Raw genomic sequence first — 23,900 nt, 5'->3', positions numbered from 1 at the left:
ACAGAAAAGTCGATTGCAAATATAAATTTTTGTAAATCGAAAACTGTAAGCGTTTTCTAACGGAGGTGAATGAAGCAGAGCATCATCCCAAATTGTAAGGTAGTGCTGTAAACGTGGTCGGAAGTAACGCACAAAAGGAGGGTTAGGCAATGGGAGAACCAGAAAGAGTACAGACACTCAATGAAAAACAGAATTGGTATTGGAAGAAAAACATAAAGTTCATTAGTGGTTTATTAGTTATTTGGTTTCTTGTTGGTTTAGGTGGAGGTGTACTTTTTGCCGCTCCTCTAAATGAAGTACCATTTTTCGGGGTAACTTTATCATTTTGGATTGGTCACCAAGGTGCCATACTAGTTTTTATCCTATTAATTTTAAGTTATGCCATCAGAATGGATAAACTGGATCGGGAGTATTTTGAAAAAAAGCATGAAAACTAATACTTTGTTGAGTAAGGAGGTATGGCATTGAGTGTAGAAGTAATTACGATAATCATGGTACTATTTACATTCGCCCTCTATACGGGGATTGGCTGGTGGTCGAGAGTAAAGGATACATCCAGCTTCTATGTGGCAGGTCAGAACGTTCCAACCGTTGCGAACGGTGCTGCAATTGCAGCCGATTGGATGTCTGCTGCATCCTTTATTTCCATGGCAGGGCTTGTTGCTTTCTTGGGTTATGATGGAACCATTTACTTGATGGGTTGGACAGGTGGTTATGTTTTACTAGCCTTATTATTAGCCCCTTATTTACGAAAGTTCGGAAAGTTCACCGTACCGGATTTTATAGGGGATCGCTTTTATTCTAATTCTGCGCGGACAGTTGCAGCCATCGCAACAATCTTCATTTCTATCACCTATATATCTGGACAAATGCGAGGGGTAGGAATTGTCTTTAGTCGTTACTTACAAGTGGATATTATTGTTGGTGTATTAATTGGTATGGCAATTGTGGGTTTCTTTGCCCTTCTTGGAGGGATGAAAGGGATCACTTGGACACAAGCGACACAATACTTCGTTATTATCATCGCTTTTCTAATTCCAGCTATTGCAATATCACTCCAGTTGACGGGAAACCCAATTCCACAACTGGCGCTAACTAGTAGCGATATTGTAGAACGATTGAGTACCATTCAAGTAGATTTAGGCATGACAGAATACATGGCACCATTTACGAATTTATCTCTTCTAAATGTATTCATGATTGCTTTAGCACTAATGGCCGGAACAGCTGGTTTACCGCATGTTATTGTACGATTCTATACAGTTAAAAATGTTCGTGCTGCTCGTTGGTCAGCGGTATGGGCCATTATATTTATTGCACTCTTATACTTAACTGCTCCTGCAGTTGGTGCATTTGCAAAGTATAATCTGATCAATACGATTGCAGATCAACCGTTAGAAGAAGTGCAGGATATTGAATGGGTTAGTAAGTGGGAAACAACAGGATTATTACAATTTGATGATCTCAATGGGGATGGAATTGTTAACTTCGCAGAAGGTTCACCAGATAATGAAGTAGTCATTGATAAAGATATCATGGTACTCTCCACACCAGAAGTCGCAAACTTAGCTCCGTTTATTATCGCACTTGTTGCAACGGGTGGTTTGGCAGCAGCTCTGTCGACAGCCTCTGGTTTATTGATCACGATGTCAAGTGCGGTATCGCATGATATATATTATCGAATATTTAATAAAGAGGCTTCTGAACAACAAAGGTTAAGAGTAGGTCGATTATCCTTACTTGTAGCACTCTTAATAGCTGCCTACGTTGGTATAAATCCTCCAGGGTTTGCTGGGGAAGTGGTTGCTTTGGCATTTGGATTAGGTGCTGCGAGTCTCTTCCCGGTTATCTTACTCGGTATATTTGATAAGCGGATGAATAAAGAAGGAGCAATCGCTGGTATTCTTTCGGGCTTAATATTTACACTTGTGACGATTAGTCTCATTCTTTCCAGAACCATTTTTGGAACAGAAGAAGCAATTATTGATAGCTTCTTTGGAATTAACGCACAAGGTGTTGGTGTTGTTGGTATGGTCATAAACTTCATCGTAAGTTTCATTGTTTCACGAAACACACCAGAACCTCCAATTGAAATTCAGCAGTTAATTGAAAATGTAAGAGCACCAGAAATGGATAATAGCCATTTTGAAGCTGCCGCAACGAAAGAGAGTGAATAAGTAAATACCCGTTCCCGAGAAGGAGGCAAAAACGTTGAATTTAATAAATATCATTGCAATTTCACTTACCATACTTGTTTGGTTTCATCCTTGGATGGGGCTGCAAACCTTTCGAAAAGTCATTGGCATCACTTTGTTTTTGGAACTGTTCTATCTGATCGGGTCATATCTATTAGACTGGCCATTTCCAACACCACTCGTTCTCGTACAGTTGTTTGTAGTAACCGTTTGGGGTGTTGTACTTGGAATTGTATTTTCACGTGTTTGGCCCCTACCTTCTCAAAAAGGCTTTGAACGGATTTTTCGAACTTTCATGGTTGCTGTTCCTGCACTGGGTTTTGGTATGGGATTCCAACTACTCTTACAAGGGGCGCAGGCAACACAAGCAATTTACTTAATCTTTGCGCTTGCAGCTTGGCTTGGTTCAGGTCATTTTATGCGGGAAACAACAGCGAAAAAGGGTAGCATTATTAAAAAAAGTAGGTTGCAGGTCAAGAGCTAAGGGACAGTGTTATACTGTCCCTTCTTTACGGATAAATTCATTAAATTTTTTAGCAGTCCAATTAGCATTTGACTGCTTATTTTTAGTGGTTTAATTAGGTTTGTACATGAAAGGATTTCCAACTGCTGTGGCGATCCACAACGCAATTGGAAGGTTATGTTAAAATATTATTGGTGTAGAATTCATCTTGAACTCTGTAAAAAATGGGGATACTTCTTTATTTATAAGCAACTGGGATCGAATAAAGGGTATTCCCTCATTTAAAATGCACTATAAAGGGGCGTATATAGAAGTGGTTTTATTCTTGATCTTATTATTTTTTATTTTTGGTTACTTATTTGTGTTGCAATTGATTAAGGCATTGAAGAGTGATGATACCCATCACCAATATGGACTTGTAAAACATTTAGCGGCGTTATTGTTCGTTTTGTGGTCAACTTCATTGTTCTTATTGCTTACAGCATTTATGGAGTTGTAAGATTTGTTAGAAGGTAAGGGGGAAATAAAATGGAACTAAAATGGAGATATAGTTTTTATTAGCACTCCATAGTTTCATACAATAAACGAAAGGAAGAACGTCGGGGGAATTTATCCAACGTTCTTCTTTACTAATTATCTTGCTGTTTAATTTTTTCATCTACATAATCTGATGTACATCTACTAGAATTATAATTGTTCTTCGGCTATAACCTTTTGAAGTGCTCGTACGAATGTCTCCGTCGGTTGCGCACCATTTAGCGCGTATTTTTTGTTAATTAAGAAGAAAGGAACACCATTGATTCCATATTCTCTAGCTTGTTGTTCATCAGCACGCACTTCTCTTGATAGGTCGTCACTAGCAAGCATGTTCCTAACATCTTCTCGGTTTAAGCCAACATCTACAGCTAAATCGGTTAATGTATCATGATCACCAATATGCTTGGATTCAGTAAAATAAGCATATAAGATTCTTTCGGTCATTTCTTTCATGAGACCATGCTCTTTGGCTAGCATGACTACACGGTGTGCATCAAATGTATTCGTTAATATTAACGTGTCCATTTGATAATCTAATCCAACTTCTTTAGCCATTTGGACCATGTTTGCTGTATTTGCTTTTGCTTGCTCAATACTCATACCATACTTTTGAGCTAACTTTTCATACATATTCCCTTTTACATCACGTTCTAACGTAGGGTCTAATTCAAAACTTCTATAGGTTACTTCAATGGGATGATCTATTTTCTGAATAGCGTCCTCCAGACGCCTTTTGCCAATATAGCAAAATGGTCAAGCAAAGTCTGTCCACATTTCGATATGCATCAGTAATACCTCCAATTCTTCCATTTCTTCTATAGTATAACGAAATCGAAAATTTTTAATAAAATCTGCTCATAACTCTCTACTCTATTCCAGAAAAGAAAAATGATTAATCTGTACCAAACGAGTTTTCAAGGGAATGAGGTTAATAAAAGTAACCATATAAGGAAACGATAGAATGTAATATGTTCGCCATGATGTTATAATACTCCTAGAAAATTGCACTTGGTGTGTCAGAGGTGATAAAGGTTTGAGAATTCACCGGATTTTAAATAATAATGCGGTAGTTATTAAAGAAGGTGAGCAAGAGAAGATCGTAATGGGATCTGGAATTGCTTTTAATAAGAAGCCAAAGGATATCGTTATAAAATCAAAAATAGAGAAGATTTTTGTAATGGAAGAAGGAAATGAAAAGTTCCAGCAGTTACTAAAAATTGTTCCAGAGGAAATAATTTTCCTAGCAGAAGATATAATTAGTTATGCCGAAGGTGAATTGAAGGTACCATTAAGCAATCATATACATATTTCTTTAACAGATCATATTGCTTTTGCGATTGAGCGATTAAAGCAGGGGTATTTATTGAAAAATAAGTTGCTAGCGGAAATAAAGGTCTTATATAGAAAAGAATATGAAATTGGTATATGGGCAAGACAAGAAATGGAGAAACGATTGAATATAGAAATACCGGAAGATGAGGCAGGACATATCGCGCTACATATCCATACAGCGAAATTAAATTCACAGTCAATGGAGCAGACTGTAAAAGAAGCAACCATCATAAATGAATTAGTTGATTTTATAGAAGAGTGGTTAGGGGTGGACATTGACCCAGAAAGCATTTCTCATCAACGGCTAGTTACACATTTACGTTTTGCTTATAGCCGAATACTTCAAGATAAACCATTTCAAAATATGGATCCGGAAATGTTGGAGTTGATTAAAAGAAAAAATGAAAGAGATTATATTTGTGCAGAAGAATTAAGTAATTTTATGAAAAAGGAATACCAACTTGAAATTCCGTCATCTGAAATAGGTTATATTGCCTTGCATATTCAAAGGATGTTAACGTGAACTTCATTAAGATATTTTTATTGACTTTTGCTAGGGTTCAAAATAAAATAATGTTGAAGTAAATACGGTAGGATTGTTACTGTTTAGAACAGGCAAGACCTAAATTGTGTAGTGGGATACGTGTGTCTACGTGCGTTCCATACACTTTTTAGGTCTTTTTTTGTTGTTTTCAAGAACAATCAAGGGAGGAATAGCAGTGAATTATCAAGAAATTGCCAAACAGTTAATCCCTTTATTAGGGGGAGAAGATAATATTATTAGTGGAACACATTGCGCGACACGTCTTCGTCTTGTTATTGATGATGAAGCAAAAGTAGATAAAAATGCTATTGAAGAACTCGATGGAGTAAAAGGTGCTTTCTCAAGTTCAGGACAATTCCAAATTATTTTTGGTACTGGGGCAGTGAACAAAGTATATGAACCATTCGCAAAACAACTGGGATTCAATACAACTTCACAGTCCAGTGACGCGCACAAGGAAGCAGCAAAGAGGAAAATGAATCCATTTGCACGCTTTGCAAGGATGTTATCAAATATATTCGTTCCAATTATCCCTGCTATTGTAGCTAGTGGTATGTTAATGGGCTTACTAGGTTTAATGAAAACATATGAATGGGTTGATCCTTCAAGCGGTCTCTATATGACATTGGATATGTTTTCATCGGCTGCTTTTATCATCCTACCAATTTTAATAGGGTTTAGTGCTGCGAAGGAATTTGGTGCAACGCCTTATTTAGGCGCTGTTATTGGTGGAATTATGATTCACCCAGGTTTATTAAATCCTTGGGGACTTACCGATGCAACGCCAGAGTATATGGATCTATTTGGATTAGATATAGCGCTACTTGGGTACCAAGGTACCGTTATTCCTGTATTATTAGCGGTCTATATCATGAGTTTAGTAGAAAAGAATGTTAGAAAAATCGTACCAAATGCGATTGATCTCTTAATTACCCCTTTTGTTACAGTCATTCTTACTGGCTTTATTACATTTACTGCAATCGGACCACTTGGTAGGTTGTTAGGGGATGGAATTATCACAGCTTTGGATGCGATCTATAGCACTACACATGGTATTGCAGGATTAATTTTTGGTGGCTTATATTCTACTATCGTTTTAACAGGTGTTCATCATAGTTTCCATGCCATTGAGGCGGAAATTTTAACGAAAATGGCAGGGAACTACTTATTACCAATATGGGCGATGGCTAATGTGGCTCAAGGTGGAGCTGGGCTTGCTGTATTCTTTAGAACAAAAAATAAAAAGACAAAAGAGATTGCTCTTCCAGCTGCTTTTTCTTCTTTTCTTGGAATCACAGAACCTGTCATCTTTGGGGTTAATCTAAAATATAGACGTCCATTTATTGGAGCTGCTATCGGTGGGGCAATGGGTGGTTTCTATGTAGCATTTACACAGGTAACTTCTAACGGTTTAGGGTTAACGGGTATTCCGATGTTTGCCATTGCGCAAGATCCGTTGAACTATTTAATTGGCTTTGTTATTGCTACGGCATCAGCATTTTTAGCAACACTGTTATTAGGTTGGAAAGAAGAATAGATCAATGGAAAAAGTCAGATGACAAGTCTGACTTTTTGTTCTTTACTTAAGTTTTTCTGGGACGCTGTGGACATTAATTCTACTATTTTAAAATAGAAAGTTGGGAATTGGAGTATGAAAAAGGGTGTTATTTGTTTAGGGGAAGCATTAATAGATTTTATTCCATTAGATAATGAAAATATAACCTATCAGAAAAGTCCAGGTGGAGCACCAGCTAATGTCGCGGTTGGTGTTGCACGCTTAGGGGCTCCATCAACTTTTTTGGGCAAAGTTGGTGAGGATGTATTAGGTAGATTCCTGAAAGACACATTAACAAACTATGGCGTGGGTACTGACCATATGCTATTAACAAAAAAACATCGCACTGGTGTAGTTTTTGTCACATTGGATAAAGATGGAGATCGTAGCTTCGATTTTTATATAGATCCTAGTGCTGACCGATTTTTAGAAACAGGAGAGATTAATCCACAATTATTTGCTGCGAATCGTATTCTCCACTTTGGGTCGATTTCAATGATCGATCAACCAGCAAAAGAAGCAACACAAAAAGCGGTTAAGCTAGCTAAAGATGCAGGAATGATTGTATCTTACGACCCTAATCTCCGTCCAGGGTTATGGAGAAGTTTAGATGAAGCAAAAAAAACGATCATATCGATGTTAAATAAAGCTGATGTGGTAAAACTATCGGATGAAGAATTAACATTTATAACAGGGGAAGATGCTATCAAAAATGGTATTGAGAAAATAAAAGCTTATCAGATTCCACTGTTGTTTATTACACTCGGTGCAAAAGGTAGTGTCGTTGTCATAAATGGAAAACCAATCAACATTCCAGCGATGACAGTTGATACTGTTGATACAACTGGAGCAGGTGATGCCTTTGTTTCTGTTATCTTATACAAACTAAATGAATACGATGGAAACATAGCAGGCATTACAGTGGAACAAGCAATAGAGATTGGAAAGTATGCAAGTGTGTCGGGTGCATTAGCTGCATCTACAAAAGGTGCAATGACAGCACTTCCTGACCTGAAACAAATAGAGGAATATGTAAAGAAGTTGGGTGATGTTTAGCATGGAGCGTGACCAACAGTTAAAATCGGATGCTTTAAAAGAGATATTAAAATATAAGGATGAGGTGGAAAGTGATCCCTATCGTCTTCATTATCATGTCATGCCGCCTGTTGGATTATTAAATGATCCGAACGGGTTTATCCAATGGAAAGGTACTTATCACTTATTTTATCAATGGATGCCATTTAAAACGGGGCACGGTCCAAAGTTCTGGGGACATTACACCTCAAAAGATCTAGTTCATTGGCAAGAAGAGCCGATAGCTTTAGCACCTTCTGATTGGTTTGATAAAGATGGTTGTTATTCAGGAAGTGCTATTATTCATCAAGATCAGATGTACTTATTTTATACTGGAAATGTAAAAAGAGAAGATGGAACACGTGAATCCTACCAATGTGTTGCCATATCAAAAGATGGTGTTCATTTTGAAAAAAAGGGACCTGTTATCACATTACCGAATGGGTACACCCCACATTTTCGAGATCCAAAGGTTTGGCAAGGTAAAGATGAACTTTGGTATATGGTGATCGGGGCACAAAAGGAAAATTTAGAAGGCGATGCTGTCTTATACCAATCTCATGATTTAGAAAATTGGGAGTTTCTTGGTTCGATTATGGATAAAGACCTAAGTCTTGGTTATATGTGGGAGTGCCCGGATTACTTTGAATTAAACGGTAAAGGCATACTGTTATTTTCTCCACAAGGTCTGAAGGCAAGTGGTTTCAATTATCAAAATGTGTACCAATCAGGGTATGTTATTGGAGATATGAATGAACAAAACAAGCTACAAGTACAAAAAGGCTTTTGTGAATTGGATCGAGGTTTTGAATTTTATGCCCCACAGACTATGTTAGATGAACAATCACGTCGTATTCTTATCGGTTGGATGGGGGTTCCAGACCAAGATGAAGACAAGCAACCTACCATTGATCATAAATGGGTTCATTCGATGACCCTTCCAAGGCAACTGACATGGAAGGAAGACAAGCTTTATCAAACGCCGGTAAAAGAGTTAGAAACATTAAGGTCAAAGATGGTTAATCATTCCGATTTGGAACTAGATGTTAATGAACAATTTTCATTCGAGCTTGAAAACAGTGCTAGTGAGATTGAGGCTAAAATAAATAGTGAAGGAACAAGCTTATTAGAAATAAATATTAGAGATAATGTACGGATCATCTTTAACTCTAATCAAAAACTATTTACATTGGAACGTAAAAGTTATGTTGATGGTTTAGTAGAGAGACGGCAATGTATACTAGATCACTTAAGTCATTTACAAATATTTTTAGATACATCTTCTATTGAAGTTTTTGTTAATAAAGGTGAAGAAGTATTTACTGCAAGGTTTTTTCCATACAAAGGAAAAGATGTTCGGATTAGATCAATTGGTGAAAAGAAAATACAGATGGAGGTCACCTGTTGGACAATAAAAAGAGATCGTTAAATGTTCAAATCTAATTTTTTATTAGATACTTGTTTTACAGCGCAAAACAAAAGCCTTACCCCTTAATTATGATAGGGTTAAGGTTTTTCTAATTTTAGAAAGTCTCCCCCTTCATCTCAGCAACTGTTAAATAACGGTATGTTATATTATAATAGTAACTATAAATATTTTAACTTTTTAAAAAATAGTGATACACTATGTACAGATTTAACTTGACGCAGAAAAGATGTGTGACTAGGTCACGCCCTGCCTTGCTGTGGCGCCTATGAAGGAAAGCCTACATCCTTTCTGAAAATCCTAGGGTATAAGGAAGGTAAAAATGAGCAACAGACAAACTAGTTCAGACGTTATCTTAATTGGTGCGGGAGTTATGAGTGCGACATTAGGAACGCTCTTAAAAGAGTTAGCACCAGAAATGAATATTAAAGTGTTTGAAAAGCTTGATAAATCAGGTGAGGAAAGCTCGAATGAATGGAATAATGCAGGAACTGGGCATGCAGCGCTTTGCGAGTTAAACTATACAAACGAAAAACCAGATGGCTCTATTGATATTAGTAAAGCGATCAAAGTGAATGAACAGTTTCAAGTTTCCATGCAGTTTTGGTCGCATCTAGTAAATAGTGATTTAATACAAAATCCACAAGATTTCATCATGCCGTTACCTCATATGAGTTTAGTGCAAGGAGAAGAAAATGTTTCTTTCTTAAAGAAACGTTTTGAAGCGCTATCAAGTAACCCTTTATTTAATGGAATGGAATACTCGGACGATCCAGAAAAATTGATGGATTGGATCCCGTTAATTATGCAAGATCGGAACGAAAAGGAACCTATCGCAGCAACGAAAATCGACTCCGGAACAGATGTGAATTTTGGTGCTTTAACGAGAAAATTATTTGATCAGTTAAAGGATAAAGGTGTCAATGTACACTACAAACATAGCGTGAATGATGTTAAACGCGCGAGTGATGGTTCTTGGGAGTTAAAGGTAAAAAATCTGGAGAGTGGTCAATTAGAACGTCATAAAGCAAAGTTCGTCTTTATAGGTGGCGGAGGTGGAAGCATACACCTGCTTCAAAAGTCCGGAATACCTGAGGGTAGAAATATTGGTGGATTCCCAGTAAGTGGACTCTTTATGGTGTGTAAAAATCCAGAAGTTGTGGAGCAGCATTATGCTAAAGTGTATGGGAAAGCCAAAGTTGGTGCTCCTCCTATGTCAGTACCACACCTTGATACACGATTTATCGATAATAAAAAATCATTGTTATTTGGCCCATTTGCGGGTTTCACACCTAAGTTTTTAAAGAATGGTTCGATCTTTGATTTGATCAATTCTGTAAAACATTACAACCTTCTGACTATGTTAGCAGCAGGCGCCAAAAATATGCCATTAACACGATATTTGATCCAACAAGTATTGTTATCAAAAGAAAAGCGTATGGAAGAGTTACGAGAATTTATACCGAACGCCAAAAGTGAAGATTGGGATTTAGTCGTAGCAGGACAACGTGTGCAAGTAATAAAGGATACAGATGCTGGCGGTAAAGGAACTCTCCAATTCGGAACAGAAGTAGTTTCCTCAGAAGATGGATCTATTGCTGCCTTGTTAGGAGCTTCACCTGGTGCATCCACGGCTGTTTCTGTTATGTTGGAAGTCTTAAATCGATGCTTCCCGGACCAGATGAAAGAATGGGAACCAAAGATTAAAGAAATGATCCCTTCTTACGGCAAGTCACTCGTAGACAATCCAAAGTTAATTAAAGAAATTCATACTTCAACTGCTCAGACACTTGGGTTAGTGAATCAAAATGATATAAACACAAATAGAGAGTCAAAAGAAGCATAATTGCCTAAGGCAATTATGCTTTCTTTTTAGCATTTTATATTCCCTATATAATAATAGCGTACTGAGTAGCCGCTCAGGTTCTAATCGGTATAATTTTGGCAAATAAGGTCTCTCATAGCCGCTTAAATTGTATTCCAACTTATCTTCGTGAAACTGCGCAGTTTATAGAAGTTCGTCTTTTATACCAACTTACATCTCTACTGCATTACTTTGAACTTCTTCTGGAACAATGATTTCATCTACTTCGTTATAATTGCTATAGGTTGCATCGACTTTTTGGACGATCGTTGTTTCTTGACCATCCTCTTCGATAACAACGTTCATATCAATGACTAAACTAGTAGGATAATATGTTTCTTTTTCAATAGAAATGGTATAGTGTAAGTTATTAACGGAAACTGATTCCATCATTTCATCTGTTAATTCATCTGTTGGAATGTTTTCTCCTAATTGACTCTTCAAAATTTCCTCCATGTCGATATCCTTTGCATCTACTGTGAGAACATAATGATCAGCATTTTCTTCTATTGAGAAGTCTTCCACGTATTCCTCTAGCTCTTCTAATTGGTCCACGGGTGTCATGTTTTGAGAGACGCCAATTAATTCATTTAATTCATTAAATTGTTCTTGTGATGCTTTCAACCACTGATCCTCAAACTGCTGTAAAAATACGCCATCTGGTGTGTAGTACATTTCTATGGTCATTCCCATTGTATCCATTGTTTGATGAAAAGCTAATGGCTCCATTTGCATCTTTGTATCCGTGGACATATTGAATGCTTCAAATCCTTCTGTGTTCGAAAGTTCTTCGTTGCCAAAGGATTGTTCGAGTTCCATTTGTAACTCAAAACTTTGCATCTCTTGACTGGATTCCATCGCATTTAGGAATATGTCTTTTGCATTGGAACGCTCACTTTCTGAGCAGGCACTTAATACGGTAATGATAATAAATGTACTTAGTAATAGTAGTGACTTTCTCATTTAACGATTTCCCCCTTAAAATGACTGTTATTGAATAATACGAACGTATTGCTAAGATAGTTTCAGAATTTAGTAAAAAAAGGTAATGGCGTACAACGTAAAAAAAGTAGTTCAATCAAAGGCACAAAAAGAGCTTTTGTGCACCAAGACTGAACTACTTATATAAGGAGTCTTATTATTATAATCTCATTTTAAAATCTTCATAACCAAATTCACGAACAATTTTACAATCACCATTTTTATCTTGAATTGCGATTGCAGGTAATGGCATCCCATTAAATGTTGTGTTTTTAACCATTGTATAAATGGCCATATCACCAAATACTAATCTGTCTCCACTTTGTAAAGGCTGGTCAAAAGAATAATCTCCAATATTATCACCAGCAAGACAAGTTTGTCCGCCAAGGCGATACATATACGGCTTTTCACCAACTTCGCCTGATCCAAGTAGCGGAGGACGATAAGGCATTTCTAAGACATCTGGCATATGACAAGATGCTGATGTATCAAGAATAGCGATATCCATTTTATTTTTTAATGTATCAAGAACGGTGCTAACAAGATAACCTGCGTTAAGTGCTACAGCTTCACCAGGTTCAAGGTAAACCTTTAAGCCATAAGTGTCTTGCATTCTCTTAATACATTTTTCAAGTAAAGAAATATCATAGTCTTCTCTTGTAATATGGTGGCCGCCACCAAAATTAATCCATTCCATTTGGGATAACCACGGTCCAAAATTCGCTTCGATCGCATTTAATGTAGTTTCCAAGTCATCCGCATTTTGTTGGCATAGTGTATGGAAATGTAGTCCTGATACACCATCCAACGCGTCGGGTTGGAAATTTTCTATTGTTACACCAAATCTAGAACCTGGTGAACAAGGATCATAGATGGCATGTCCTTCCTGTGTGGAACACTCAGGATTAATACGCAATCCGACCTTTTTACCTGCTTGTAAGGCTTTAACTTTAAATTTATCTAGTTGGGAAAAAGAATTAAAAATAATATGATCGCAAATATCTATAATTTCATCGATTTCGTCATCCCGATAGGCCGGGGCAAAGATATGATTTTCTTTGCCCATTTCTTCATGGCCTAATCGAGCTTCAAAAATACCACTCGCTGTTGTTCCACTTAAATATTCCCCGATTAGCGGGTACATCGAATACATCGAAAATGCTTTCTGGGCTAAGACAATCTTAGCACCAGTTCTTTGCATAACCCCATTAAGGATTTTTAAGTTTTTTTCCACAAGACCTTCATCGACTACGTAGCATGGCGTTGGCAATTCTTCAAATTTCATCTTAACGCACATGCTCCGCTTCTCTTGCTGTCGTGTTATCAACTGGCACAGGATTAAAGTCCTCTTGCCATGGAAGACCCCACTTGTTTAATGCTTCCATGAATGGATCTGGATCCATTTCCTCTACATTATATACGCCTGGTTTGTTCCATTTCCCTGTTAATACCATCATTGCACCAATCATGGCCGGTACACCAGTCGTGTAAGAAACTGCTTGAGAACCTACTTCTCTATAACATGCTTCATGGTCACAAACGTTGTAAACGTAATATGTTTTGTCTTTTCCGTCTTTTTTCCCTCTAAAGATACAACCAATATTGGTTTTCCCTTTTGTACGTGGTCCAAGGGAAGCTGGATCTGGTAGGACAGCTTTTAAGAACTGAAGCGGAATGATTTCTTTTCCTTCAAACTGAATAGGTTCAATAGAAGTCATTCCAACATTTTCAAGACACTTTAAGTGTGTAAGATAGCTTTCACCGAATGTCATGAAGAAACGAATTCGCTTTAATCCAGGAATGTTAACTGCAAGCGATTCAAGCTCTTCATGGTATAACAAGTACATATCTTTTTCACCGATTTCAGGAAAATCATAAACGCGTTTAATTTCCATTGGCTCGGTCTCAACCCATTCACCATTCTCCCAATATCTACCTTTTGCAGATACTTCACGAATATTGATTTCAGGGTTAAAGTTTGTAGCAAACGGATAGCCGTGATCTCCTGCGTTACAATCTAAAATATCAATATATTCGATTTCATCAAAGTGATGTTTTATTGCATGAGCAGAAAACACACCAGTTACACCTGGATCAAAACCGCTACCTAAAATAGCTGTAATACCCGCTTTTTCAAAACGTTCACGGTAATCCCATTGCCATTTATATTCAAATTTTGCTGTATCTTCAGGTTCATAATTGGCTGTATCTAAATAATGTGTTTTTGTAGCAAGACATGCATCCATAATCGTTAAATCTTGGTAAGGTAATGCAAGATTCATCACGATGTCTGGCTTAACCTCTTCAATTAAGGCTATTAGTTCATCCACGTTGTCTGCATCTACTTGTGCAGTCGTTATTTTGGTTCCTCGTCCATCTAGCTTTTCTTTTAACTCATCACATTTAGATTTTGTACGACTAGCAATACAAATCTCTTCAAATACTTCACTGTTTTGTACACATTTGTGGATGGCAACTTGTCCAACGCCACCACAACCGATAATTAGAGCTTTTCCCATTTTGAATCTCTCCTTACATTGTTATATTTACCGAAATACAGAGAATAATCCCTTTAAACTGTTATTAACACAAAAAAGCAAGTGCCAAACGCATATTCGCGCACAACACTTGCTTGATATAATCATTCATATAAAAAAGCATAAATATATATTCCATGACAACAGTCATCTGTATATACGTTAACCATAAATAGACATATTATGGAGGACGCTCTTAAATATTCAGGCGTATATCATTTTAGGATCAGAGTATATATAGCAAATAATTACTTTTACCACTCTTATTGATCGTTTCACAAGTTGTGTGCATATGCACTGGTTATAAAGTTACCAACTTATAAAATTTGAGCTTTTAACTCAATCAATAAGGCAACTAAAGTTGCCAATCGGCGTTTGACCCGGCGAACCGCTGCCTTAACTCCTGAATAGAAGTGGTCAAAATTATCTGCTTGGAAAGACCCTAATGTTTGAATATTTAGCCTTCCAATTTATGCAATCTCTATATTAGCAACTAAATGTAGAAAAAGCAAGAAAAAAAACGACGAAAGTTTTAACTCTTTTTTCACGTTACTATAGCCGGGATTTTCAGCGGATTTTAAAACTTTTGAAGTGTTGCAGATGATGATTTTAATGGTGCTACTCTTTTAACTGTCGCTGCTTTTTGTATACTTGGTGATTCTGGTTCTTTCAAAAAGAATGTGCAAACAAAACATACAACAGCCGCACAACTAATGCAAATAAAAAATATTGTTGGACTAACAAAACTAAATATCGTTAAAAATACGGTTGCACCGATGTTTCCAAATGCACCAACCATACCGGAAATTTGTCCTGTAGAACTTTTATTTACTAGTGGCACCATGGCGTAAACGGCTCCCTCTCCTGCTTGAACGAAGAAAGAACAACTCATTGTAATAATAATCGCCAACCAAATTGGCCATGTAGAACCAATAAGCGACATAGCAATATAACCAATCGCTAAACCGGCCATTAATAGGATTAGTGTTTTCTTTCTTCCAAATCTGTCACTTAACCAACCGCCACCAGGTCTAGAAACAAGGTTCATAAATGCGAAACTACCTGCTATTAAACCTGCTTGTGCGATACCCAGTGTGAATGTCTCCTCGTAAAATTGAGGTAACACAGAAACAACAGCTAACTCGGAACCAAACGTGCAAAAGTAGGCAAATTGAAGAATAGCAACTTGTTTGAAATTATATTTTTCATTTTCAGGCACACCTTGTTTTAACCGATCTTTATTGACATCCCATATTTTATATACGTTATAAATGAGAAGCAATCCTAAGAATAGGTATACGGTCGTAGCTACACCAGAACTAATAAAATTTAGTTGATGGCTAAGTCTATAAGTTAGAAAAGCAAGGATCCCATACACCGGCAGAGTCATAACGATTAAGCCAATTAAATCCCTATAACTACATATTTCTAAGGCACCGCTCTTTTTTGGTTTTTTATACGTAACGCCTTCTGGTGTATCTTTCACGAGGCGCATGAAGATAAATCCATAGACTAAAACAATTAAACCAGTTAATCCGATCGCATATCTCCAAGCATTGTCACCCCCGAAGATGAGTGCTAAGGTAGGAAGCGTCATCGCTGCGGCTGCAGAACCGAAATTCCCCCAACCACCATATATACCTTCCGCAAGACCCACTTGCCTAGAAGGAAACCATTCGGATACTAAACGAATACCGACAACAAAACCTGCGCCAATAATTGCAAGAAACATTCTAGAGATCATAAGCTGCATAAATGAGTTTGATAAAGCGAATGTAAAACAAGGAATACTAAGTAAAATGAGTAACCCTGCATACACTTTTCTTGGTCCAAAACGATCTACAAGGATACCAATTAATACCCTTGCCGGAATCGTTAAAGCAACATTGGCAACAGCTAACATAGCTACCTGATCATTAGATAAGTCAAATGTTCGCTTTAATGTTGTCATAAAAGGAGCCATGTTAAACCAAACAACAAATGTGAGGAAAAAAGCTAGGGTCGTAAACCCTAAAATTTTTACATTTCCTTTGTACATATTTTTCTCCATGTTAGAAAATCCCCCAGTTACACCTATTTTTTTAATATTCTGATATTTTATAATGTCGATAGTCCTCCATTTGGAAGAATATCGTTATTGTACTTAAAGCAATCACTCCGTTACTGGTGAAATGGCTACTGCACTCACCTTAAAACCTGGCATTTTGCAAAAAGGATCAAGCTCGCCTGCAACAAGTCGATTCACATTTTGTGTCTCTACCCAATGAAAAGGCACAAATACAGTGTCTTTACGAATCGTATCAGTCCATTTGGTCCGTACCACAATCCACCCAAACTCGGATTCGACTTTTACTAAGGTGTCCTTTTTTAACCCGTATTCTTCGGCAGTTTCAGGATGGATCTCGATAAAAGCTTCCACGTGTCGTGCTGCTAAGGCTGGGCTTTTTCTTGTTTGTTCACCAGTTAAATAGTGTGACATTACCCGCCCTGTCGTTAAAAGAAGCGGATATTTCTCACTAGGTGTCGGCTTAGCAACTTCAGACTGATGTGAGAAAGCGACCATTTGCGCTTTACCATCCGGGTGAGCAAAAGATTTTTCAAATAATCGGTGAACACTTGGCTCATCTGCACTTGGACATGGCCAAAGTACGCCACGTTCTTTTCTCAAACGATCATAAGTAATCCCGTAATAATCTGCTCTTCCACCACGACTCGCGACACGTATTTCTTCAAAGACTTCTTCGGCAGACTGAAAAGGAAAATATTTCTCTTTCCCTAATACCTTTGCTATTTCACAAATGATTTGCCAATCATGTCTTGCTTCTCCCTGTATTGGATAGCTTGCCTCTCGAATCATCACTCTTCCTTCCACATTTGTCATGGTTCCCTCATCTTCTAAGTAGGAAGTTGCTGGTAAAATAAGATCGGCCAATTGGGCAGTTTCCGACATGAATAGGTCTGCAACAACTAAAAAATCGAGTTTTTTTATTGCTTCCTTAACAAAATTAGCATTAGGATTAGAAACAATAGGATTGGAACACATAATAAACATGCCTGTGATCTCTCCTATATCAATTTTTTCAAACATTTCATAGGCAGATACACCACTCCGGGGTAATTCTTCTTCATCAACTCCCCAAACAGATGCGATGTAATTTCGGTGTTCTTGGTTTTCAATCGAACGGTACCCCGGTAGTTGGTCCGCCTTTTGTCCATGTTCTCTAGCACCTTGTCCGTTTCCTTGACCAGTGACAGCACCATATCCTGCGTTTGGTTTACCGATTTTGCCAGTGGCTAAAAGTATGTTTAAAAAGCTACGAACTGCCGCAGTGCCGTCCGTTTGTTGTTCAATGCCTCGAGCTGTGAAGATCATCCCGGATTCTTCTTTTCCAAATACGAGGGCTGTTTGCTTGATTTGATCGACTGTCACGCCGGTTACATCAGCTATTTCATTAAGATCCATGGATGCGATCTGTGCTTCAACTGCATCAAATCCTTCCGTTCGAGAATCCAGAAATGCTTTGTCTATGAGTTCGTTCTCAATCAGTACTTTTAAAATGCCGTTTGCCAGAGCAACATCGGTTCCTGGCTTGTTTTTTAAGTGTAAATCAGCAAACTTAGTCGTTGCTGTTTCCCTTGGGTCAATCGCAATAATATAAGCACCATTTTCTTTTGCCTTTTCAAAATAAGGCATAATCGTTGGTTGGCATTCCGCGATATTAGTCCCGGCTAGGATGATGCAGCGCGTGTTTGGTATCTCCTGAATCATATTGGTAAAACCTCGGTCCAGACCGAATGTTTGATTAGCTCCCGTTGCTGCAGCCCCCATACATAATCGTCCATTGTAATCAATGTATTTTGTTTTTAAAGCAACACGAGCAAATTTCCCTAAAAGGTACGCTTCTTCATTGGTGATCGATGCACTTCCATATACAGAAAGCGTATGATTGCCATGCTTTGTTTGCAGTTTCGTAAACTTTTCCTTAATAACTTCGAGTGCAGTATCCCAAGAAATAGGTACAAATTCATTGTCAATATTCATCAATGGTTGTTTAATTCGATCACGGTGCAGCGCATGTTGGTGCGCATTTATACCCTTTACACATAAACGACCTTCTGAGGTGGGATTGTCTTTACCAATTGTTTTATGGATCTTTCTAGAAACGACCGTCTGCTCGATCAATTGCATTTTGCATTGCATACTACAAAAAGGACACTGACTGTCATAAACCTTTTCTTTTTGCACAGCTCCTTGTTTATCACGGAAATACTTTAGCATTAATTCGGTCAAAAGGTCTTCCTCCTTTCAAAAGCCATGTTCTACCTATTCACGATTAGGTGTTTTCTTTGTGTTAAATCTGTTTTAAGTCGATCCACTAGGTAGTTTAATAGGTCTTCATTAAATAAAACTTCGCGTATATGAACGATTGAAACACGGCTAATCCATTGCCATGTTCGTTCTTGGAAATTTGCAGAATCTCTATAGTATTGAATAAATCCAATCATAATCTTGATTGCGTCTTCTTCTGTTTTAGCAACTGTTAGCAGTTGGCCTGAACGAGCATTACGCCCACTGCTGCCACCAACATAAATCTCCCATCCCCGATCTATTTTGATTGCACCAATATCTTTTGTAGTAGAACCTGCACCATTGTGCATACAAGCGGAGACACCTATCCGAAAACGATAGGGAACATTTAGAAACTCGGTCCGTTTTTCGAGACCTTCGGCTAATTGAATAGCATGATGTTTATCGCAGGAGCAAATTTGGTCATTATTGGTCGTTTTAACATGCTGTACCATATTTGCTGCTACAGAATGTAAACGCATATTTAGATCTTGCCAAAAAGAAGAGAGGTCTTCCTTATCAATGTTACGTATATGAATTCTCTGATCACTAGATATGGAAAGTTGTGAGATGCCGTATTTATTCGCTGTATTTACGATTTTTTGCAGTTGTTCTGTGTCGATGATGCCCCCATATAATTGAGGTACAACCGAATACGTCCCATTTTCACATGCAATAGCATTCATTTTTTCGTTTAAGTAGAGAGATCTTTGTTGTTGGTCATATTCGGGATAAATCATCCCAACATAATATTGGAGAGCAGGGACGCAGTGTTTACACCCTTTCTGTGTGGTCCATCCAAGTTGATCGATAATTTCTGGTACACTTGTTAACTTGTATCTTTGAATGTTCGTAACAACTTCCTCTTCAGACAGTTTCGTACAAGCACAGAACGAGTTATCCATTATTTTTTCTTGAAAATGATCACTTTGCATATACGCAAGTAACTCACTCACAACCGGTTTACAACCACCACAAGAGCTCGAGGCCTTTGTACAGGCTTTTACTTCTTGAACAGTTTGGAGTTTATGTTTGAGCACATTGTCTACAATTACTCCCTTTGGAACGTTGTTACATGTACAGACGTACTCTTCTTTTGGTAAGACTGCGGCATAGGAGGTAGATAGATCATAAGATTGGAGTAGGTTAGCTTTTTGATCGTTTGGAATGAATTTCTTTTTTATGATGAGATCGAGTAGTCTTGCTGCATCTTTTGTATTTCCAAATAATACAGCGCCCACTGCTTTGTTTTCTTTAAAAAAGATTTTTTTATAAGTAGAAGCTATTTCATCATGTATTTGGATTGTTTTCGTCGTTTCAGTTGTTGTAAAATCACCAACAGAAAAAACATCAACCCCAGCTATTTTTAAATGTGTAGAGAGGACAGACCCTTGATAATCCTTCGTGCTTTTCTGACATAAGTGTTTAGCTAGGATTGCGCCTTGCTCATACAATGGTTTGACTAATCCGTAAACCGTATTTTTATGTTCTGCACATTCCCCCACTGCATAGATATCCTTTTCGGTAGTTTCTAAGTAGTTATTAACTAAGATTCCTCGATTTGTATCAATGCCAGCATGTTTTGCTAAAGCTATATTAGGCTTAACTCCAACGGCCATTACAATAAGGTCACCTTTTGCTACCGTGCCATCAGAGAAGCGAATACCTTCTGCTCTCGTATCACCAATAATTTCCTCAGAGGCTTTATCTAATAGAAAGTTCATGCCTTGATTTTCTAAATCTTTTTGAAGCATCCTTGATGCAGTTCCATCTAGTTGTTTATTCATAATACGATCAGAAAGATGAACAACATCTACTTCCATCCCAAGATTCAGCAGCCCTCTTGCGGCTTCTAATCCTAATAATCCGGCACCAATCACGATTGCTTTTGTGTGTGATTTAGAAGCATCGATCATATCGTTACAGTCTTGTATTGTTCGGAATGATATAACCCCTTCTTTCGTAACACCAGGTAAAGGTAATATCACAGGTTCTGATCCAGTCGCAAGAATTAATTTATCGTAATATACGATTCTATCTTTGTCAGACCTGACTAATTTTTTTTGTTTATCTATCTCAGTAATGGTTTCACCGGTATAAAGCTCAATATTATTGTCTTTATACCAACTCCAATCATTGATCGTTATATCATCAAGGCTGGTGTCTCCCTGTAAGACTGCAGAAAGCATAATCCTACTATAATTAACATGAGGTTCTTTTCCGAAAATGGTAATGTCATAGAGGGAATCATCTTCCTGAATTATATTTTCAATACATCGTCCCCCTGCCATTCCATTACCAATTAGTACTAGTTTTTGCCTGCGCATTTGATTCATACCCCCAGTCAAAGGTAGCTTAACTGTAAAAAGGGTATCACGAATACATCTTTAATGTCATAAGTTGTGTGAGATAATGTGACGCGGATTCTTCTGAAAAAAAGGGACGAAAAAAAGAAGGCTACGTTCACTAATTTGATGAACGCAGCCTTCTTTTTTATAGATTTTTAATTTGTAACACTATGTAAAACATCAACATTTGTTGGATTAGAAATGGTTTGTTTTACAACACAGTAGCGTTCTGTCAGTTTCAGTAATGTTGCAACCTGCTCTTCAGATGCATCTGTATCTAAATCAAAATTTAAACGGATATCAGAAAAACCAACTGGAGCTTCCTTCGATACACCTAATGTACCACGGAAATCAAGGTCTCCTTCTGCACTAATGGTTCCACCTTTTAATTCAATTTCAAGTGATGTTGCAACAGCTTTTAATGTTACCCCTGCACAAGCAACCAACGCTTCAAGTAGCATATCACCTGAGCAAGCAGCCATCCCAGTACCACCTGTTGCTGGGTGAAGTCCTGCTTCTACTAATGCTTTACCAGTGTTAACACTACATGATACCCCTTCACCGACAGTTCCTTGTGCTTTTAACGTAACAATCGCTTCCTTTGGTTCCTCGCGATACTTATCCTTTAAAGGTGCTTGAAGTGCACGTAATTCTTCACTTTTCATTATTGTTCTCCTCGCCTTCTGTCTGATTAAAAATAGAATTTTTAATTTTCTTAATACTAGCATATTTATCTGGGTAATGTCTAAATTATGAATTGAATAATGGGGTTTATTGCAATTTTTTTGTTCAGATTATGGGCGTAAATATAGCTACCGCTAATCTATGGTTGTTCTTGGCGGCTATGAAATCCCTTATTTAACTGAAACCATAGGTTATATGAATTTAGCGGCTATCAGATCCCTTATTTGCCCACAGTCTACTGATTTTGATGGCAATTGGTTAAAATAACGTACTGTATAGCCGGTCATGTTCAAAATTATCCTGAAACAGGAAAATAAGGTCTCTCACAGCCGCTTGTATTCACAAAAAGCCATATAAACAATTACATTTCTCTATTGAAAGGTACGTCTTTTTATTAGGTAGATATAAATGGGGTACAATCTGTCTTAACTGTAAAATAATAGACTTAATTTTTTGAAAATAATGATTGAAAAGCTCCATTTGTATGATAAAATATTCACAAAGATTATGTGTTACTGACGATAAAGTGGAAGACCACAAGGGAGCACATATAAAAAATAGCCGATCGTCTGGGCAAAGAGGCTAGGAAAACTTCCTATCCTTTTTCTTTTAATCTATATAGAATAGGATGTTGCTATATGAATCGTGTGTACAATTTTTCAGCTGGTCCATCTATGCTACCATTACCAGTTCTTGAAAAGGCGCAAAATGAAATGACGAGTTATGCAGACTCAGGAATGTCTGTGATGGAGTTAAGTCACCGTTCTGCTTTATTTACCGATATCATAACGGAAGCAGAGCAACTGCTTCGAGATGTAATGCAAATCCCTGCTAATTATAAGGTCCTATTTATGCAAGGCGGAGCATCTCAACAGTTTGCAATGGTACCGATGAATTTACTTGGTAATAGTAAAAAAGCGGATTTCATTCATACGGGGTCATGGTCAAAGAAAGCGATCAAGGAAGCACAAAAATTTGGAGATACTCGCGTAATCGCATCTTCAGAGGACAAGAATTTTACTTATATTCCTGAAGTAGATCGCAGTATGATTGACCCGGAAGCTGACTATGTGCATATTACAACAAATAATACAATTGAGGGTACTGCATTTTCCGAAATTCCTGATACCGGTGATGTACCACTCGTAGCAGATATGTCTTCCAATATATTATCGGAGCAAGTAGATGTTTCTAAATTTGGTCTTATCTATGCAGGGGCTCAAAAGAACATAGGTCCAGCTGGTTTAACAGTCGTTATTATACGCGAAGACTTAATTGGATTGGCACCAGAAACTTGCCCAACTATGTTGGACTATAAAACGTTTAATGATTCAGGTTCTTTGCATAACACCCCGCCAACCTTCAGCATCTATATGGCTAAACTAGTGTTTGAATGGTTAAAAGATCTAGGTGGATTAAAGGAAATGGAGCTTATGAACCGTGAAAAGGCTGCGATTCTATATAACTATTTAGATGCGTCTGATATGTTTGCTTCCCCTGTGGAAAAATCAAGCAGGTCGATCATGAATATTCCATTTATAATTCCAAATCATGATTTGGATGCAACTTTCATAAAAGAAGCCAAAGCAGCAGGGTTTGAAACATTAAAAGGTCACCGCTCTGTTGGTGGTATGCGCGCAAGTATCTATAATGCGATGCCAATCCAAGGTGTAAGAGATTTAGTAGACTTTATGAAGAAGTTTGAAGCGGATTATCTATAAAATCAGAAAGTAGTGGTGATTTATTATCATCACTACTTTTTTAATTGCGGTAGACTTGGGGAGGAATACGTCAGAATAACAAAAGCTGTATTTAACCATCTTAAAGCTCGAAAGACAAACATCAATGGGAATGAAACGGACATTTATTCTTTTGTTACAAAGATTCAGAGTGGTATTCGGACAGGAAGAGTGCCCGAAGCCGATTGCAAGTCAGAATTAGAGTGGTATTCGGACAGGAAAAGTGCCCGAAGCCGATTGCAAGTCAGAATTAGAGTGGTATTCGGACAGGAA

General features: G+C 37.6%; 19 protein-coding genes and 1 riboswitch. Of the genes, 11 read left to right on the top strand and 8 right to left on the bottom strand.

Translation table 11 applies throughout. The features are described 5' to 3' along the window. Positions 1–149 precede the first annotated feature (149 nt). From NYQ66_RS19020 to NYQ66_RS19005, 4 genes are all read left to right on the top strand, one after another. Positions 150–437, top strand: coding sequence for a DUF4212 domain-containing protein (locus tag NYQ66_RS19020; RefSeq protein ID WP_259871801.1), 288 nt, complete (start codon positions 150–152; stop codon positions 435–437). Between the two features lie 27 nt (positions 438–464). Beyond that, positions 465–2,177, top strand: a complete 1,713-nt coding sequence (locus NYQ66_RS19015) for a sodium:solute symporter family protein (protein WP_259871800.1) — start codon at positions 465–467, stop codon at positions 2,175–2,177. A 34-nt stretch (positions 2,178–2,211) separates the two neighbouring features. After that, positions 2,212–2,679, top strand: a complete 468-nt coding sequence (locus tag NYQ66_RS19010; RefSeq protein WP_259871799.1) for a hypothetical protein — start codon at positions 2,212–2,214, stop codon at positions 2,677–2,679. 304 nt (positions 2,680–2,983) lie between these two features. Next, a complete protein-coding gene (locus NYQ66_RS19005) occupies positions 2,984–3,157 on the top strand; it encodes a hypothetical protein (RefSeq protein WP_259871798.1) in 174 nt (57 codons plus the stop codon). Positions 3,158–3,345: 188 nt separating this feature from the next. Here the strand turns inward: NYQ66_RS19005 and NYQ66_RS19000 are convergent, their stop codons facing one another. Next, positions 3,346–3,936 (bottom strand): DsbA family oxidoreductase, encoded by a 591-nt coding sequence (locus tag NYQ66_RS19000; RefSeq protein WP_259871847.1) that lies wholly within the window; start codon positions 3,934–3,936, stop codon positions 3,346–3,348. Positions 3,937–4,228: 292 nt separating this feature from the next. Between NYQ66_RS19000 and NYQ66_RS18995 the strand changes: the two genes are divergently transcribed. The 5 genes from NYQ66_RS18995 (at position 4,229) to NYQ66_RS18975 (ending at position 10,972) form a co-directional block, all read left to right on the top strand. After that, a complete protein-coding gene (locus NYQ66_RS18995) occupies positions 4,229–5,050 on the top strand; it encodes a PRD domain-containing protein (protein WP_259871795.1) in 822 nt (273 codons plus the stop codon). A gap of 196 nt (positions 5,051–5,246) precedes the next feature. Further along, positions 5,247–6,608: a sucrose-specific PTS transporter subunit IIBC gene (locus NYQ66_RS18990; protein WP_259871793.1), complete on the top strand. Its 1,362-nt coding sequence runs from the start codon at positions 5,247–5,249 to the stop codon at positions 6,606–6,608. A gap of 114 nt (positions 6,609–6,722) precedes the next feature. After that, the gene (locus NYQ66_RS18985; RefSeq protein WP_259871791.1) at positions 6,723–7,682 is read left to right on the top strand and encodes an aminoimidazole riboside kinase; all 960 of its coding nucleotides are present in this window, start codon (positions 6,723–6,725) and stop codon (positions 7,680–7,682) included. Between the two features lies 1 nt (position 7,683). Next, the gene (locus NYQ66_RS18980) at positions 7,684–9,129 is read left to right on the top strand and encodes a glycoside hydrolase family 32 protein (RefSeq protein ID WP_259871788.1); all 1,446 of its coding nucleotides are present in this window, start codon (positions 7,684–7,686) and stop codon (positions 9,127–9,129) included. Between the two features lie 319 nt (positions 9,130–9,448). Further along, positions 9,449–10,972 carry a malate:quinone oxidoreductase gene (locus tag NYQ66_RS18975; protein ID WP_259871787.1) on the top strand — a complete coding sequence of 508 codons (1,524 nt, stop codon included), beginning with the start codon at positions 9,449–9,451 and terminating at the stop codon, positions 10,970–10,972. Between the two features lie 189 nt (positions 10,973–11,161). Here the strand turns inward: NYQ66_RS18975 and NYQ66_RS18970 are convergent, their stop codons facing one another. The 7 genes from NYQ66_RS18970 to NYQ66_RS18940 all read right to left on the bottom strand — a co-directional run bounded on the left by NYQ66_RS18970 (position 11,162) and on the right by NYQ66_RS18940 (position 21,869). Further along, a complete protein-coding gene (locus tag NYQ66_RS18970) occupies positions 11,162–11,953 on the bottom strand; it encodes a DUF6612 family protein (protein ID WP_259871786.1) in 792 nt (263 codons plus the stop codon). Between the two features lie 178 nt (positions 11,954–12,131). Next, positions 12,132–13,256, bottom strand: a complete 1,125-nt coding sequence (nspC, locus tag NYQ66_RS18965; RefSeq protein ID WP_259871784.1) for a carboxynorspermidine decarboxylase — start codon at positions 13,254–13,256, stop codon at positions 12,132–12,134. A gap of 1 nt (position 13,257) precedes the next feature. Then, positions 13,258–14,490, bottom strand: coding sequence for a saccharopine dehydrogenase family protein (locus tag NYQ66_RS18960; protein WP_259871782.1), 1,233 nt, complete (start codon positions 14,488–14,490; stop codon positions 13,258–13,260). Between the two features lie 595 nt (positions 14,491–15,085). Next, positions 15,086–16,558 (bottom strand): NarK family nitrate/nitrite MFS transporter, encoded by a 1,473-nt coding sequence (locus NYQ66_RS18955; RefSeq protein WP_259871779.1) that lies wholly within the window; start codon positions 16,556–16,558, stop codon positions 15,086–15,088. Positions 16,559–16,660: 102 nt separating this feature from the next. After that, positions 16,661–18,799, bottom strand: a complete 2,139-nt coding sequence (gene nasC, locus NYQ66_RS18950) for an assimilatory nitrate reductase catalytic subunit NasC (protein WP_259871776.1) — start codon at positions 18,797–18,799, stop codon at positions 16,661–16,663. Positions 18,800–18,828: 29 nt separating this feature from the next. Continuing rightward, a complete protein-coding gene (gene nirB, locus NYQ66_RS18945; protein WP_259871775.1) occupies positions 18,829–21,183 on the bottom strand; it encodes a nitrite reductase large subunit NirB in 2,355 nt (784 codons plus the stop codon). 176 nt (positions 21,184–21,359) lie between these two features. Beyond that, a complete protein-coding gene (locus tag NYQ66_RS18940; RefSeq protein ID WP_259871774.1) occupies positions 21,360–21,869 on the bottom strand; it encodes an OsmC family protein in 510 nt (169 codons plus the stop codon). A gap of 520 nt (positions 21,870–22,389) precedes the next feature. Further along, positions 22,390–22,470, top strand: a riboswitch (ZMP/ZTP riboswitch). Between the two features lie 56 nt (positions 22,471–22,526). Between NYQ66_RS18940 and serC the strand changes: the two genes are divergently transcribed. Continuing rightward, positions 22,527–23,609, top strand: coding sequence for a 3-phosphoserine/phosphohydroxythreonine transaminase (gene serC, locus NYQ66_RS18935; protein ID WP_259871772.1), 1,083 nt, complete (start codon positions 22,527–22,529; stop codon positions 23,607–23,609). A gap of 15 nt (positions 23,610–23,624) precedes the next feature. Continuing rightward, positions 23,625–23,900 (top strand): hypothetical protein (locus NYQ66_RS18930; RefSeq protein ID WP_259871770.1); only part of this gene is annotated, 276 nt, incomplete at its 3' end.

This window comes from Aquibacillus koreensis, from assembly GCF_025154055.1.
GTDB classification, from domain to species: domain Bacteria; phylum Bacillota; class Bacilli; order Bacillales; family Amphibacillaceae; genus Aquibacillus_C; species Aquibacillus_C koreensis.
Note: the sequence above shows the minus strand (reverse complement) of the source record. Positions and strands in the feature narration are given on the sequence as shown.